This window comes from Streptomyces sp. NBC_00252, from assembly GCF_036187565.1.
Taxonomy (GTDB): Bacteria; Actinomycetota; Actinomycetes; order Streptomycetales; family Streptomycetaceae; genus Streptomyces.
The window spans coordinates 6,601,284-6,616,544 of the sequence record NZ_CP108087.1 but is presented as its reverse complement, the minus strand read 5'-3'; the positions used below and the strand labels follow the sequence as shown (position 1 = coordinate 6,616,544).

13 protein-coding genes are annotated in these 15,261 nt (G+C 70.9%); 4 read left to right on the top strand and 9 right to left on the bottom strand.

Annotated elements, in window-relative coordinates; translation table 11 throughout:
- Positions 1-189 precede the first annotated feature (189 nt).
- From OHT77_RS29300 to OHT77_RS29290, 3 genes are all read right to left on the bottom strand, one after another.
- Positions 190-648: an NUDIX hydrolase gene (locus tag OHT77_RS29300; RefSeq protein WP_328831412.1), complete on the bottom strand. Its 459-nt coding sequence runs from the start codon at positions 646-648 to the stop codon at positions 190-192.
- 130 nt (positions 649-778) lie between these two features.
- Entirely contained in the window at positions 779-1,669 is an 891-nt protein-coding gene (locus OHT77_RS29295; RefSeq protein ID WP_328834373.1) for a pyridoxamine 5'-phosphate oxidase family protein, read from the bottom strand.
- A gap of 20 nt (positions 1,670-1,689) precedes the next feature.
- Positions 1,690-2,142, bottom strand: coding sequence for a VOC family protein (locus OHT77_RS29290; protein WP_328831411.1), 453 nt, complete (start codon positions 2,140-2,142; stop codon positions 1,690-1,692).
- 110 nt (positions 2,143-2,252) lie between these two features.
- Between OHT77_RS29290 and OHT77_RS29285 the strand changes: the two genes are divergently transcribed.
- Both OHT77_RS29285 and OHT77_RS29280 read left to right on the top strand, forming a co-directional pair.
- Complete coding sequence (locus OHT77_RS29285) at positions 2,253-2,816, top strand: CGNR zinc finger domain-containing protein (RefSeq protein ID WP_328831410.1); 564 nt, start codon at positions 2,253-2,255, stop codon at positions 2,814-2,816.
- A 113-nt stretch (positions 2,817-2,929) separates the two neighbouring features.
- Positions 2,930-6,235: a S8 family serine peptidase gene (locus OHT77_RS29280; RefSeq protein WP_328831409.1), complete on the top strand. Its 3,306-nt coding sequence runs from the start codon at positions 2,930-2,932 to the stop codon at positions 6,233-6,235.
- Positions 6,236-6,291: 56 nt separating this feature from the next.
- On the opposite strand, the gene OHT77_RS29275 is transcribed toward OHT77_RS29280, so the two are convergent.
- Positions 6,292-7,044, bottom strand: a complete 753-nt coding sequence (locus tag OHT77_RS29275; RefSeq protein ID WP_328831408.1) for a hypothetical protein — start codon at positions 7,042-7,044, stop codon at positions 6,292-6,294.
- Between the two features lies 1 nt (position 7,045).
- Entirely contained in the window at positions 7,046-7,567 is a 522-nt protein-coding gene (locus tag OHT77_RS29270) for a sigma-70 family RNA polymerase sigma factor (protein WP_019063172.1), read from the bottom strand.
- A 217-nt stretch (positions 7,568-7,784) separates the two neighbouring features.
- Here OHT77_RS29270 and OHT77_RS29265 point away from each other — a divergent pair, with 217 nt between their 5' ends.
- Positions 7,785-8,801: an aspartate-semialdehyde dehydrogenase gene (locus OHT77_RS29265; protein WP_328831407.1), complete on the top strand. Its 1,017-nt coding sequence runs from the start codon at positions 7,785-7,787 to the stop codon at positions 8,799-8,801.
- 78 nt (positions 8,802-8,879) lie between these two features.
- On the opposite strand, the gene OHT77_RS29260 is transcribed toward OHT77_RS29265, so the two are convergent.
- Entirely contained in the window at positions 8,880-9,353 is a 474-nt protein-coding gene (locus tag OHT77_RS29260) for a DUF1203 domain-containing protein (RefSeq protein ID WP_328831406.1), read from the bottom strand.
- Between the two features lie 112 nt (positions 9,354-9,465).
- Here OHT77_RS29260 and pepN point away from each other — a divergent pair, with 112 nt between their 5' ends.
- Positions 9,466-12,039, top strand: coding sequence for an aminopeptidase N (gene pepN / locus OHT77_RS29255; RefSeq protein WP_328831405.1), 2,574 nt, complete (start codon positions 9,466-9,468; stop codon positions 12,037-12,039).
- Positions 12,040-12,104: 65 nt separating this feature from the next.
- Here the strand turns inward: pepN and OHT77_RS29250 are convergent, their stop codons facing one another.
- The 3 genes from OHT77_RS29250 to OHT77_RS29240 all read right to left on the bottom strand — a co-directional run bounded on the left by OHT77_RS29250 (position 12,105) and on the right by OHT77_RS29240 (position 15,187).
- Positions 12,105-12,863: an SDR family NAD(P)-dependent oxidoreductase gene (locus OHT77_RS29250; RefSeq protein ID WP_328831404.1), complete on the bottom strand. Its 759-nt coding sequence runs from the start codon at positions 12,861-12,863 to the stop codon at positions 12,105-12,107.
- 87 nt (positions 12,864-12,950) lie between these two features.
- A complete protein-coding gene (locus OHT77_RS29245) occupies positions 12,951-14,192 on the bottom strand; it encodes a sigma-70 family RNA polymerase sigma factor (RefSeq protein WP_328831403.1) in 1,242 nt (413 codons plus the stop codon).
- Complete coding sequence (locus OHT77_RS29240) at positions 14,114-15,187, bottom strand: EamA family transporter (RefSeq protein WP_328831402.1); 1,074 nt, start codon at positions 15,185-15,187, stop codon at positions 14,114-14,116. The genes OHT77_RS29245 and OHT77_RS29240 overlap by 79 nt, the downstream gene beginning before the upstream one ends.
- Positions 15,188-15,261: the final 74 nt, after the last annotated feature.

Here is a 15,261-nt window from a genome sequence, read left to right as displayed (position 1 = left end):
TCGCGAAGTTCCCGCTCGTACTGGATGCTTGGCATCGGGGATGACCTGCGCGTAAACGAGACGGCAACGGGCAGCGCCGATCACCGTACGTGGATCTTGGCGGCGCCTGTGCGTTCGTGAACGCTCGTCGAGCCGCCGGGAAGCGGCTACTCCGTGTTCATCTGCCGGGGTACTGAAGCTGTCCCGGAGCTATTTCGGGGCGGGTTCGAGCCGTCCGACGGGTGGGCGCTCCCGCCACAGGCGCAACGCGATGTCGATCAGCGGGACCCGGGTGAGTCCGGAGACCTCGTCCAGTGGGTGCCAGGCGGCCATGTCGGTGGAGCCGCCGATCTCGTTGCGCAGCTCGCCGCCGACGATCTTCGCCTCGTAGACGATCCGGACGCCGTGGTGGTCCACCTTGCGGTGGTAGCTCCAGGGGACGACTCGGTGGGTGGTGTCCATGCCGAGCAGGGCGGTGACCTCGATGTGGTAGCCGGTCTCCTCCTCCAGCTCCCTGACGACTGTGTCGTTCGGGTGTTCGCCGTGGTCCATGCCGCCGCCGGGGAGGACCCACTCGTGGCCGCCCGTCGGCGCGGGGGATCGGGCCAGCAGGAGTTGGTCGTCGCGGATGCAGATGGCGTAGGCGGCGACCCTCAGCTTTTTGCGCATCCCGGAGACGTTAAGTGCTCTGCAGGAAGGGCCGCAATGTGAATTCGTTCGGCTGTCCCGCCGTGGGGGCAGGTCGCGCCCGCGTGGCGGAGCCGCACGTCGATACAGCCCCGCGCCCCTGACGGGGTTCTCAACGCCCCGGGACTGGATTGGCAGGTGAGTATTCGGGGGCGGACCAGCGCAGCGGGAGTGCGGCGGGGGTCTCGATGACCTCGGCGACCGTGAAGCGGACTCTGCGTTCGCCGTTCTCGTCGAACTCCGGGCTTGCCCTGCCGGTCAGTTGGAGGGTGGTGCCTGTGGTCCAGTCGAGGAAGAGGAGGCCTGCGCGGGGGTCGGCGACGAGGTTGCCGAGGCTGAGGAACATGGCGTTGCCCGTGTAGTCGGGCCAGATCAGCTCGCGGGGTGAAGTCGCCTGTACGAAGCGGGGGTTGCCGCCCCGGTGACTGGCGTCGGCGCCGCGGTCGTGGACGGTGGCGAGGAAGAAGGTGTCGGACGCCGTGATGAACTCGGCCTGGGACGGGGTGAGTTCGGTGGTGCGGCGGGGGTCGGCGGGGGTGCGGTCCGCGACCGTCTCGTAGGACTCTCTCCGCTGGATGTACTTGGGGCAGTTGGCGAAGACGCGCTCCGCCTCGATCGCCAACCCCCTTGCCGTACGGCGGAGTCGGCCGTCCACTCTCATGCGGCGGCGGGTGCGGGGGTCGAGGGCGATCGTGCCGACCGGGAGGTCGTCCGCGTCGGTGAGGGCCGGGGTCAGGGGGTCGGTGGGGCTCGGGGCGCCGGTGATCGAGATCTGGTGCGGGCCCGTCGCGCGGACGAAGCCGGGGGTGCCGGTGAGCGGGGACGCCCATACCCGGCCCGTCGCGGGGTCGGCCGCGCCCAGGATCAGCAGGGGCTGGAGTTCGAGGAAGGCGGCGGCCACGGGTTTGATGCCCGGGCCGATGATCTGGCCGACGTGGTCGGCGAATTCACGCACGCCGACCCGGTCCTGCACGGCGCGGGAGCCCGCGTGATAGGTCTCCATGGCCTCAGCGGCTGCCATGACTAGAAGAAACCGCAGGTCGGGGCGTCGGAACTGGGGGCCGGGGCAGTCTCCGCGCCGGTCGGCACCGAGATCTCCAGGCGGGTGCCGTCCGGGTCGTGGAAGAAGATGCCGCCCGAGGCGCCGCCCTCGCGGTGGGCGACCACGCCCTCGTACGCGAACTCGGCGCCGTAGGCCTTGAGCGCCTCCTTGTACCGCCGGACCCGCTCGATCGAGTCGGCGGCGAACGCGAGGTGGTGCAGGCCGGCGCGGTCGCTGTCGTACGGCCCCTGCGCCTGCTGCCAGAGGGTGAGGACGGGGTGGCCGTCGCCGTCACCGTCGCCCAGGAACGCGTACCGGCGGCCCTGTTCCTTGCCCTCGGCGAGGACCGCGAAGCCGAGGACGTCGCGGTAGAAGGCGAGGGAGCGGTCGAGGTCGGTGACGTTCAGGCCGGTGTGGCCGAGGTGCAGGGTCATGGGAAGCCCTTCGCTGACATAACCGTTGTCGATGACTTTAAAGGTTAGACTCGGCGAGGGCAACCGGTCACGTACTCTTGACCGGTTAGATCAGCAGAGAGGCGCCCGAAATGCCGAAGCCCACGTCGAAGCCGACGCCCCTCACCGAGGACCCCCGGCCGCTCATCGGCGAGCCGCTCGCGCTCGACCTGCTCAACACGTGGTGGATGCGGGACGGAGTGCTGCAGGATCTGCTCGCGGTGCCGGGCGGCCTCGCCGTGTGGCTCGCGTCGAACGGGCTCGAGGGGCGGTTCCCGGCGGACACGACCACCCTGACGCACGTCCGGAGCACGCGCGCCGCGCTGAAGCTGGCCCTGGACGAGGGCCGCACCGGCGAACTCGACGCCGTGCTCGGCAGGGGACGCATCCGGGCCACCCTCACCGCCGAAGGACCCGGCGAGATCCCCGAGTTCGACAACCCCCGGTGGGGCCCCGGCTGGCTCGCCGCCCGCAGCTATCTGGAGCTGCTCTCCACCGCCCCGGACCGCATCCGCCACTGCGCCCACGAGGCGTGCGTACTGCGTTTCTTCGACACCTCGCGGAACGGCACCCGGCGCTGGTGCTCGATGGCGGCCTGCGGCAACCGCGCGAAGGCGTCCCGCCACTACGCACGCGCGAACACCCGGAGCGAATAGGGGGTTTTCCCCATACGTTCATAGCGTTTCGGTCAACACTTCCCAAACAACTGTCTCTTGGGTAAAGCTGTGCCCTCGTCCGGCACTGGATTCTTCACCTACAAGGGATGCCGATGACCCTCTCCCACCAGAGACGCGTGGCCCGAATATCCGTGGCCGCCGGTCTCGTCGCCGCGCTCTCCGCGGCCGGGCCGATACCCATGGCCTTCTCCGCCGACTCACCGTCCGCCACCACATCCGCGGACCCGAGCGTCAAGTCCGCCGCCGCCAAGCTCGGTTCGGACGACGCCGACCTGCTCGCCACGGCCAAGGCCGACGGCGACAAGAACGTCACCATGATGATCGCCACCGCGCCGGGCGCGACCGAGCAGGTCGCCCAGCAGCTGGACGCGGTCAAGGGCGGCTCCGTGGGCCGCACCTACGACAAGCTCGGCTACGTCCGCGCCACCGTCCCGACCGGCAAGGCCGACTCGGCGATCGCCGCCGCCTCGAAGCTGTCCTCGGTGCAGGCCATCGACCTCCGCCAGGAGATCGCCCTCGACGACCCGACGCCGAGCGCGGACACCGCGAAGGGCGCCGACAAGGGCACGGGCAAGGGCACGGGCAAGGCCACTTACTCGGCGCCGAACAAGAACACCCCCGCCGAGAACCCGTACAACCCGTCCTTCGAGACGGGCGCCGTCGACTTCGTGAAGAAGAACCCGAAGGCGGACGGCCGCGGCATCACCATCGGCATCCTCGACTCCGGCGTCGACCTCGGCCACCCGGCGCTGCAGAAGACCACCACCGGCGAGCGCAAGATCGTCGACTGGGTCACCTCGACCGACCCGATCGCCGACGGCGACCAGACCTGGCGCCCGATGGTGACGGCCGTCTCCGGCCCCAACTTCACCTACGGCGGCACGAGTTGGACGGCGCCCGCGGGATCGTACGAGATCAGCACGTTCAAGGAGTCGTACACCACCGGCGGTGACGCGGCGGGCGACGCGAACCGTGACGGGGACACCACCGACGCGTGGGGTGTCCTGTACGACCCGGCGGCCGGCACGGTGACGGTCGACCTGAACAACAACCAGAACTTCGGCGACGACACCCCGATGAAGCCGTACAAGGACGGCTACCAGATCGGGTACTTCGGGACCGACAACCCGGCGACGGACGTCGTCGAGCGGCAGCCCTTCGTCGTGCAGATCAGCAAGGACGTCCCGATGGACCCGTACGGCGGGTCCTGGGTCGGCAAGACCGCCGACTTCGTCAACATCGGTGTCATCGAGTCCGAGCACGGCACCCACGTCGCCGGCATCACCGCCGCGAACGGCCTGTTCGGCGGCAGGATGAACGGCGAGGCGCCCGGCGCGAAGATCGTGTCGTCCCGCGCCTGCACCTGGACCGGCGGCTGCACCAACGTTGCGCTCACCGAGGGCATGATCGACCTCGTCGCCAACCGCGGTGTCGACATCGTCAACATGTCGATCGGCGGCCTGCCCGCGCTGAACGACGGCAACAACGCGCGCGCCGCGCTGTACACACGCCTCATCGACACCTACGGCGTGCAGCTCGTGATCTCGGCCGGCAACTCCGGTCCGGGCGCGAACACGATCGGCGACCCCGGCCTCGCCGACAAGGTGATCTCGGTCGGCGCCTCCATCTCGAAGCAGACCTGGGCCGCCAACTACGGCTCGCAGGTGGCGACTTCGTACCAGCTGCTGCCGTTCTCCTCGCGCGGCCCGCGTGAGGACGGCGGCTTCACGCCGACGCTCGTCGCGCCCGGCGCGGCGATCAACACCACCCAGACCTGGATGCCGGGCGCCCCGGTGCCCGAGGCGGGCTACACCCTGCCGGCCGGCTACTCGATGCTCCAGGGCACCTCGATGGCCTCCCCGCAGGCGGCGGGCGCCTCGGCGCTGCTGCTGAGCGCCGCGAAGCAGAAGCACCTCGCCCTCACCCCGGCGACCCTGCGCACGGCGCTGACCTCAACGGCCGACCACATCAAGGGTGTTCAGGCCTACGAGGAGGGCGCGGGCCTGATCGACATCGTGGACGCGTGGAAGTCCATCAAGGACGGCGCGACCTCCCACGAGTACACGGTCAAGGCTCCCGTCGACACCGCGATCGACTACGCGCTGAAGACCCCCGGCTTCGGCACGGGCCTCTACGACCGCGAGGGCGGCCTCAAGGCCGGCGCGAAGAAGACGTACGACATCACCCTCACCCGGACCACCGGTGCGGACAAGGCCGTTCGGCACGAGCTGCACTTCGAGAACAACGCCGGCGGCACCTTCCGGATCGTCGGCCCGGACGAGGTCAAGCTCCCGCTGAACCAGCCGGTCACGGTCAAGGTGCAGGCGGCGCCGAAGAGTTCGGGCATCAAGAGCGCGATCCTGGAGGTCGACGACCCGAGGACCGAGGGCCTCGACAAGCAGATCCTCACCACGGTCGTCGTCGCGTCGCCCGTCAACTACACCTACTCCACCGCGAGTTCGGTGCAGCGCAACAGCACGCGGTCGTACTTCCTGACCGTCCCCGAGGGCGCCAAGGCCCTTGAGATCGCGATGAGCGGGCTGAAGGACAAGAGCCAGACGCGGTTCATCTCGATCCACCCGTACGGCGTCCCGGTCGAGGACACGGGCACCCCGTACTGCTACAACAACTACCTCGACGGCAACGGCTGCAAGCCCGACGTCCGCTCGTACGCCGACCCGCAGGCCGGGGTCTGGGAGATCGAGGTCGAGGCGCGCCGCACCTCGCCGCTGCTCGACAACCCGTACAAGCTGGACGCCACCGTCCTCGGCGCGGCCTTCGACCCGGAGACCGTGACCGTGCCCGAGGCCAAGGTCGGCACCCCGGCCACCGCCTCCTGGAAGGTGACCAACAACTACGCGGCCCTCACCGGCACGTTGAAGGGCGGCCCGCTCGGCTCCTCGCTGACCGCGCGGCCCACCATCACCGAGGGCGTCACCCAGACGACCACGGTCGACGTGCCCGCCGGCGCCACGTCCCTGAACGTCGCGATCGGCAACGTCTCGGACGCGGCGGCTGACCTGGACCTCACGGTGAAGAACGCCGCCGGTGCGGTCGTCGGCACCTCCGCCGACGGCGACTCGGAGGAAGCGGTCTCCATCGCCAACCCGGCCGCCGGCACCTACACGGTCGAGGTCGCCGGCTACTCGGTGCCGTCCGGCTCCACCGCGTACGACTACCGGGACGTGTTCTTCTCCCCGGCGCTCGGCACGGTCGGCGTCGACGCCTCCGCCCCGGTGAAGCTCGCCACGGGCGCCTCGGCGACGGTCTCCGGCAGCGTCACCGCCCTGGCCCCCGCCCCGGCGGGACGCGAGTTCTTCGGCCAGGTCCAGCTGGTCAACGCGCGCGGCACGGTCGCGGGCGTGGGCAGCGTGAAGATCGAGAAGGTCACGTCGTAGCGCTGATACGACGGTGAGGGGGCGGGCGTCCGTGCGGGCGCCCGCCCCTTGCGCGTTCAGCCGGGCGAGCAGACCGTGTGCAGGGAGCCAGGCAGCGCCTCGACGATCCAGGCGCGGTTCGCGGCGACGCGGGTGTCGCCGACGGCCCAGAGGCTCGCGTTCTGCTGACCCCTGCCCACCTCGACCAGTACGTGCTGGCCCGTACGCGGTTTCGGGTTCGCTCCGCCGTCGAGGAGGAACGACACCTGGGACGGGCTCTTGGCGGGCTTGTAGGAGCGGATCACGGTGAGCACGACCGTGGTCCAGGGGTCGTCCGCCCTCGTCTCCACCCGGGCCACCGTGCCCTCCACGACGAGCCGGTCGCAGGCCAGCACCTGCTCCGGATCGGCGGGCGGCGGGCCGTCCCCGGACACCTCGGCGGGGGCGTCGGACTTGCTCTGGGCGGACGAGGAGTCGGCGGTGGCACCGCCGTTGTGGGCGCCGAGCCAGGCGACCCCGGTGACCATCCCGGCGATCACGGCCGTGGCGAGCGTGCCATAGGCGAGGACGCGCAGGGCGGGGTGGCGGCGTCGGGCCGGGCGGGTCAGCCGGGACGGGACGGGCCTGGTCACGGGCTCCGGTGCCGGGGGTGCCGAGAGTGCCTGCCCGATGATCCCCAACTGCTCGCGCAGCAACGCCACTTCGGCCGTTGCGGCCGCGTGTTCGGCCATGAACCCGGCGTCCGCGCGGGCCGCGTCCGGCAGCGGTTCGTCCGTGATCGCGGCCATCAGGGCGTCCACGCCCTCGTGTTCATTCCGCTCCGCGGCCACGTCACACCACCTCGTCCTCGTGCAGGCGGTCGCGCAGGGCGCGGACCGCGGAGTGCAGCCGGCTCTTGACCGTGCCTTCCGGGATGCCGAGTTCCTCGGCGATCCCGCGCACGGGCAGGTCGGCGAAGAACCGCAGGACGAGGACCTGGCGGTGCTGGTCCGGCAGTTCGTCCAGGCCCTGCGCCACCGCCAGGGACAGGACGCTGGTGTCCTCGCCGGAGGGATGCTCCAGCTGGCGCAGGGACGCCAGCCGCTCCCCCACCCGCTCCTGCCGGCGCTTGGCGCGGTGCCAGTCCATGGCGAGGTTCGAGGCGACGACCGCCGCCCACGCCGAGACGTCGCGCGGCGCCTCGTCGCCCTTCGCCGCGCGCTCCAGCAACCGCAGCCGCACCTGCTGGACACCGTCCGGCAGATCCGCCTGCGGCACCCCGCCGAGCGCGAGCACCGCCCGTACCCGGCGTTCCTGGGCCGCGTCCAGGGGATCGTCGTCCTCCTGGACCCGGCGGGCCTTTCTGCGCAGCACAAGCCACCCCCTCACCGCGTTTCCTCTACGACGCGGGAGGGGGCGGAAACGTTCGGCGGGGCCCGGAAACGGTTCGAGGGGTACGTCACACCGGCCCGGCCGCGTCCCACTCCTCGGGCATGCGCCGCAAAGAATTGGACAGGCACACCAGGATCGGCAGGATGATGGAAATGCCGCAGACATGCACGGATGCGTACGGACACATGAAGGAGTCGCTGTGAGGGTCGGAATCGTCGGAGCCACCGGTCAGGTCGGCACGGTCATGCGCAGGATCCTCGTGGAGCGGGACTTCCCGGTCACCGAGCTGCGTCTGTTCGCCTCGGCCCGTTCGGCGGGGACGGTCCTGGACGGCGTGACGGTGGAGGACGCGGCGACCGCCGACTACTCCGGGCTGGACATCGTGCTGTTCTCGGCGGGCGGTGCGACGTCGAAGGCGCTGGCCGAGAAGGTCGCCTCGCAGGGTGCGGTCGTCATCGACAACTCCTCCGCGTGGCGCAAGGACCCCGACGTGCCGCTGGTCGTCTCCGAGGTGAACCCGCACGCCGTCGCCGACCGGCCCAAGGGGATCATCGCCAACCCGAACTGCACGACGATGGCCGCGATGCCGGTGCTGAAGCCGTTGCACGCGGAGGCCGGGCTCGAGGCGCTGGTCGTCGCGACGTACCAGGCGGTGTCCGGGTCCGGGCTGTCCGGGGTGGCCGAGCTGCACGGGCAGGCGCTGAAGGTCGTCGCCGACGCGGACAAGCTCACGCATGACGGTTCGGCGGTCGACTTCCCCGAGCCGCAGGTCTACAAGCGGCCCATCGCGTTCAACGTGCTGCCTCTCGCGGGGTCGATCGTCGACGACGGGCTGCACGAGACGGACGAGGAGCAGAAGCTCCGCAGCGAGTCCCGCAAGATCCTGGAGATCCCCGACCTCAAGGTCTCCGGCACCTGCGTCCGCGTGCCGGTCTTCTCCGGGCACTCCCTCCAGGTCAACGCCCGGTTCGCCCGCCCCCTCCCGGTCGAGCGCGCGACCGAGCTGCTCGGCGGCGCGCCCGGTGTCGCCCTCACCGACATCCCGACCCCCCTCCAGGCCGCCGGCCAGGACCCGTCCTACGTCGGCCGTATCCGCGCCGACGAGACCGTCGAGCACGGCCTCGCGCTCTTCATCTCCAACGACAACCTCCGCAAGGGCGCTGCGCTGAACGCGGTACAGATCGCGGAACTGGTAGCAGCCGAACTCAACAGCTGACCCGGGGGCCGGCCCCCGGACCCCCGCTCCTCAAACGCCGGAGGGGCTGATTTTCAGCCCGTCCGGCGTTTGAGGACGTCACGGTCTGCGGACCTCGTAGAAGAAGCAGCCGTACTCGACCGCCCGGACGTGGACGAGGGCCACGGACGGGTCGGTGAAGGCTCGGGTGAGAGCGGCGGTGTCGAGGGTGTCGACCAGTTCGCCGCCCAGGATGTGCCCCTCGGCCGAGTACCGGCGGATCGTCCGGTGGGAGCCCGCGAACGGATACCCGGGACCCGCCGAAGGCCCCCCGCACTCCTCCGCGTGGATGAACACCGGCCCCTGCTCGTCGTACGCCCCGGGCTCGGCCCCCGTCTCCGCAGCCCAGCGCCGCAGCGGGGCGTAGGAGACCAGCGCGATCCGCTCCCCCGGCGCGCTGCGGCGCAGGCAGCAGCGGAGCGGGGCGCCGCCCTCCTCGTCGACGGTGGGAACCATTCCGCGCCCCGCATCGTCAGCAGAGCGCAGCTCCTTCAGGGCCGTGGGGTCGATGGGTCGTGGCGTGTACGTCGTCATGGGCCCAGGCTCGCGCTCGTCCGCCCCGCTCACCGGCGGGATACGGACATCGCGCTTCCGTCGGCTCCCGTGGAAGGATGGCGCAACCCACACATAACGAGGAGATGACCGCGTGCCTGGCACAAACCTGACTCGCGAAGAGGCGCGGCAGCGGGCAACGCTGCTCACCGTTGACTCGTACGAGATCGATCTCGACCTCTCCGGCGCGCAGGAGGGCGGGACCTACAGGTCCGCGACGACGGTGCGCTTCGACGTGACGGAGGGCGGCTCCGAGTCCTTCATCGACCTGGTCGCCCCGACGGTCCACGAGGTGACGCTGAACGGCGACCCGCTCGACCCCGGCGAGGTCTTCAAGGACTCCCGGATCGCCCTGGCCGGTCTGCTGGAGGGGCCCAACGTCCTGCGCGTCGTCGCGGACTGCGCCTACACCAACACCGGTGAGGGACTGCACCGGTTCGTCGACCCGGTCGACCAACAGGCGTACCTCTACACCCAGTTCGAGGTTCCGGACGCGCGCCGCGTGTTCGCCTCCTTCGAGCAGCCCGACCTCAAGGCGACCTTCCAGTTCACGGTGAAGGCGCCGAACGGCTGGACCGTCATCTCCAACTCCCCGACGCCCGAACCCCGGGACGACACCTGGGTGTTCGAGCCGACGCCGCGCATCTCGACGTACATCACGGCGCTGATCGTCGGGCCGTACCACAGCGTGCACAGCGTGTACGAGAAGGACGGGCAGAGCGTGCCGCTGGGCATCTACTGCCGGCCCTCGCTCGCCGAGTACCTCGACTCGGACGCCATCTTCGAGGTCACGCGGCAGGGATTCGCCTGGTTCCAGGAGAAGTTCGACTACGCGTACCCCTTCAAGAAGTACGACCAGCTGTTCGTCCCGGAGTTCAACGCGGGCGCGATGGAGAACGCGGGCGCGGTGACGATCCGCGACCAGTACGTGTTCCGGTCCAAGGTGACCGACGCCGCGTACGAGCTGCGCGCGGAGACCATCCTGCACGAGCTGGCCCACATGTGGTTCGGCGACCTCGTGACCATGGAGTGGTGGAACGACCTGTGGCTGAACGAGTCGTTCGCCACGTACACCTCCATCGCCTGCCAGGCCTACGCCCCCGACTCGCGCTGGCCGCACTCGTGGACGACGTTCGCCAACTCGATGAAGACGTGGGCGTACCGGCAGGACCAACTGCCGTCCACGCACCCGATCATGGCCGAGATCGGCGACCTGGACGACGTCCTGGTCAACTTCGACGGCATCACGTACGCCAAGGGCGCGAGCGTCCTGAAGCAGCTCGTGGCCTACGTCGGCATGGACGAGTTCTTCGCGGGCGTGCAGGCGTACTTCAAGCGGCACGCGTACGGCAACACGCGCCTGTCCGACCTGCTGGGCGCGCTGGAGGAGACCTCGGGGCGCGACCTGAAGACCTGGTCGAAGGCGTGGCTGCAGACCGCCGGGATCAACATCCTGCGCCCGGAGATCGAGACGGACGCGGACGGTGTCATCACCGCCTTCGCGATCCGCCAGCAGGCCCCGGCGCTGCCCGCCGGCGCCAAGGGCGAGCCGACGCTCCGCCCGCACCGCATCGCGGTCGGCCTGTACGAACTCGACGCGGACACCGGCAAGTTGGTGCGCGACGAGCGCGTCGAGCTGGACGTGGACGGTGAACTCACCGCCGTACCGCAGCTGGTGGGCAAGCGGCGTCCGGACGTGGTGCTGCTCAACGACGACGACCTGTCGTACGCGAAGGTCCGTCTCGACGAGGAGTCCCTCGCGTTCGTCACCGAGCACCTCGGCGACTTCGAGTCCTCGCTCCCCCGCGCGCTGTGCTGGGCCTCGGCCTGGGACATGACGCGGGACGCCGAACTCGCCACCCGTGACTACCTGTCGCTCGTCCTGTCGGGCATCGGCAAGGAGTCCGACATCGGTGTCGTGCAGTCGCTGCACCGCCAGGTGAAGCTGGCGATCGAGCTGTACGCCGACCCGGCCGCCCGCGAGACCCTGCTGACCCGCTGGACGGACGCCACGCTGGCGCACCTCCGGTCCGCCGAGCCGGGCAGCGACCACCAGCTGGCGTGGGCCCGCGCGTTCGCGGCGACGGCCCGCACTCCGGAGCAACTCGACTTGCTGGACGGCCTGTTGGAGGGCACCCAGACGATCGAGGGTCTGGCCGTCGACACCGACCTGCGCTGGTCGTTCGTCGAACGCCTCGCGTCCGTGGGCCGGTTCGACGAGTCGGAGATCGCCGGCGAGTACGAGCGGGACAAGACGGCCGCCGGTGAGCGCCACGCGGCGACCGCCCGTGCCGCCCGCCCGACGGCGGAGGCGAAGGCGGAGGCCTGGGCGCAGGTCGTCGAGTCCGACAAGCTGCCCAACGCCCTTCAGGAAGCGGTGATCTCGGGCTTCGTGCAGACGGATCAGCGTGAGCTCCTGGCGCCGTACACGGAGAAGTACTTCGCCGCCGTGAAGGAGGCGTGGGACACCCGGTCGCACGAGATCGCCCAGCAGATCGCGGTCGGTCTCTACCCGTCGATCCAGGTCTCCCAGGACACCCTGGACCGCACGGACGCCTGGCTGACGACCGCCGAGCCCAACGCGGCCCTGCGCCGTCTGGTCTCGGAGTCCCGCTCGGGCGTCGAGCGCGCCCTGAAGGCCCAGGCCGCGGACGCGACGGCGTCGTAGCCGCTCCTTCCCACGGCCCCGAGGGGCGCCCGGCACGATGCCGGGCGCCCCTTCGCGTGTGCCGCTCAGCCCGGGAACATCCCGCCGGTGACGTTGACGAACGTGCCGGTGATGCTCGCCGCGTGGTCCGAGGCGAGGAACACGGCGGTCGCGGTGATCTCCGCGAGGGTGGGGTTGCGGCGGGTCATCCGCAGGGTCGACAGCTGGTCGAGGATGCCCTGGATCGCGGCCTCGTTGAGGTCGGGATTGACCTTGCCGAGCTTCTCCACGGTGAGGGTCTCGGGGATGCCGGCGGCCCACAGTCCTACGGCGCGCACCCCGCGCGGGCCCAGCTCCATCGCCAGGTTGCGCACCAGGCTGTCGGTCGCCGCGTCGGCGGGGCCGGTGCCGCCCATCATCGGACTGCCGTGCGCGGAACCGCTGTTGAGGGTCAGGACGACTCCGGAACCGCGCTCGGCCATGCGGCGGGCGGCGGCGCGGGCGGTGATGAAGTTGGCGCGGGTGCCGTTGATCACCGGCGCGAGGAAGGCGTCGACGGGCATCTCGGTGATCGGGAGCCCCTGCACATCGCCGCGTGAGACGAGGTTGAAGGACACGTCGATGTCGCCGACGCGGGCGAGGTGCTCGGTGACGGCGCTCTCGTCGAGGGCGTCGACGACGGCCACCTCGGCGTCCTTGATGTCGGCGGCCACGGCCTCCAGCGTCTCCCGGGTGCGTCCCACGAGGTGGACGCGGGCTCCCTCGGCGGCGAAGGCGCGGGCGACCGCGCTGCCGATCGAGCCTCCGGCGCCGTAGACGACCGCGGTCTTGTCGGTGAGCAGCATGGTGGTTCTCCTTGCGGGTCGTGGGTCGTTCGAGTCGGCCATACAGACGCACGCGCGCCCCACCACTCATCGGTCACCCCTGGTCGGTCACAGCCGCAGGGGCAGTCCGAAGGCCGGGAACAGATGCGGTTCGAAGGAGGTGATCTCCACGATCCGGTCGTCGGCGTCGAAGCGGAGCACGTCGAGGACCTGGGCGCGGTAGACGGTCGTGCCGGGGCGGCGGACGTAACCCCCGGCCGCCAGCTGCCCGTTGGCGCGGGCCGGGAGGTGACGCCAATGGCCCAGGAACAGGGGCGAGTCGGCGTCGAGGCTCATGCTCAGGAACTCCACGAGCGCGTCGCGGCCGGTGAACCAGAACGGGTTCGGCGGCATGGTGAGCGTGACGTCCTCGCTGAGCAGGGTGGCGACCTCGGACAGGTCGAGGCGCTCGGCGGCGGCCATGTACCGCTTGACCAGGGCGCGTTGGTGGTCGGTGGGCTCGGTGGCCGTCCAGTCGGCGCGGCGGCCGGGGAGCCGGTCGCGCAGGGTGGGACGGGCGCGCTGCAGCGCGCTGTTGACCGAGGCCACGGTCATGTCGAGGGCCTCGCCGGTCTCCAGGGCGGTCAGCCCGAGCACGTCCCGGAGCACCAGCACCGCGCGCTGGCGCGGCGGGAGATGCTGGACGGCGGCCAGGAAGACCAGTTCGAGGGTCTCGCGGGAGACCGCGGCGGCCTCCGGCTGCTCCTCGGCGGAGGGCAACTCGTCGTCGGGGTACGGCTGGAGCCAGGTGACCCGGGCGGGCGGCTCGCCGCCGCCGTGGTTCATGCCGGGCAGCGGTTCGTAGCGCTTGGGGCGGCGGGCCGTACGGCGCTGGAAGTCCAGGCAGGCGTTGGTGGCGATGCGGTACAGCCAGGTCCGGGCGCCGGCCCGGCCCTCGAAGGTGTCCCGGGCCCGCCAGGCCCGCAGGAACGTCTCCTGCACCAGGTCCTCGGCGTCGTCGTACGACCCGGTCATGCGGTAGCAGTGGACCTGGATCTCCCGGCGGTGGGACTCGACGAGGGCCGCGAAGTCGCCCTCGTCGACGGGGACATGGAGTTCCGTCACGGGTTCCTGGGTGACGGATTCCGGGGTCTGTTCCTGCGCCGTCTCCCGGGCGGTCCGCGCCACCCGTCTCAGCCGGGCGACGGACGAGGACAGTTCCGTCACGCCGGAGTAGAAGACGGAGGGCGGCTGTGGGACCAGCTGCTCCACCTGCCGCCCGATCTCCTTGATCAGCCCGTCGACTCCGACCCCGCCGCCACCTTGCCGCTCGCGGTAGGCCTTCTGCCGGCAGGCGGCGGAACAGTACACGGAACGCCGGCCGGTACGGCCCGCGCGTGCGGTGAGCGGCTTGCCACAGCTGGGGCAGGAGTCTTCGGCCACGAGCGCCTCCGGCGTTGCGTCACGGTGTTCCCGCGTGACGCTACCTCCCGAACCGGAACAGGGGACGTACGGGGAGCGATCTGCCCGAACACCGTGGCCCCGAACGCGAGCGCCATCCCCGCCAGCTGCACCGGCGTGAGCGCCTGCCCGAGCGCGGCCCAGCCGACGACGGCCGCGGTCAGCGGGGAGAGCGGGCCGAGGAGGGTGACCTGGGTGGCGGAGAGCCGGCCGATGCCGCGGAACCAGAGCCAGTACGCGATCGCCGTGTTGGCCAGCGCGAGGTACAGGTAACCGCCGATCGCCGGGCCGTCCAGCGCGGGCGGCGCCCCCTCGACCAGGAAGGCGACCGGGGCGATCAGCAGTCCGCCCGCGGTGAGCTGCCAGCCGGTGAGGGCGAGCGGCCCGACGCCGTCGGGGCGGCCCCAGCGCTTGGTGAGCACGGTGCCGGTGGACATCGACGCGGTGGACGCGAGGGCCGCGAGCACCCCGACCGGGTCGAGCGCCCCGGCCGCCTTCAGTACGACGAGACTGACGCCGAAGGCCGCGACGGTGCCGGTGAGCACGCTCCGGGCCGTGGGCCGTTGCCCCAGCAGCAGTGCGGAGAGGCCGACCACGAAGAGCGGGCCTATCGAGCCGACGACCGCGGCCATGCCGCCGGGGAGCCGGTAGGCGGACAGGAACAGCAGCGGGAAGAAGGCACCGATGTTCAGCGCGCCGAGCACCGCCGACTTCCACCACCAGGCGCCGCGCGGCAGCACCCGGGCGAGCGCGAGCAGCACCAGACCGGCGGGCAGGGCGCGCATCAGGCCGGTGAACAGGGGGCGGTCGGGCGGGAGGAACTGGGTGGTGACGGCGTAGGTGGTGCCCCAGGAGATGGGGGCGAGGGCGGTGAGGGCCGCCGTCAGGACCGGGCGACTGGCCATGGGAGGGCACCTTCCGGAGTAGGTCGACACTGATTAGCTTACCGCTAAGCAACTTACCGTCAAGCCAGTAATCC